Source organism: Bradyrhizobium sp. WSM4873 (genome assembly GCF_055811355.1).
Map to the genome: position 1 here is coordinate 1 of NZ_JBVVPS010000135.1, position 315 is coordinate 315.

1 protein-coding gene is annotated in these 315 nt (G+C 64.1%); it reads left to right on the forward strand.

Annotated elements, in window-relative coordinates:
• A partial coding sequence (locus AC0L21_RS38095; protein ID WP_473267159.1) for a transposase occupies positions 1 to 315 on the forward strand: 315 nt, incomplete at both ends.

The following is a 315-nucleotide window of genomic DNA, read 5'->3' on the forward strand; positions in this document are numbered from 1 at the left end:
CCGCGCGGCTTCATCGGCCCACAATTGCTGGCGACGATTCTGTTCGACAAGTTCGGCATGCACATCCCGCTCAATCGCCAGAGTGCGCGCTTTAAGGCCGAGGGGATCGACCTGCCATTGTCGACGCTGGCCGACCAGGTCGGCCACGGGACCTTCGCCGTCATGCCGCTCTTCCACTTGATCGAACGCCATGTGCTTGCTGCCGAGCGCCTGCATGGCGACGACACCACCATCCGCATCCTGGCGAAGGGCAAGTGCAAGACCGGTCGGATCTGGACATATGTGCGGGATGACCGGCCCTTCGCCGGGCCAGCG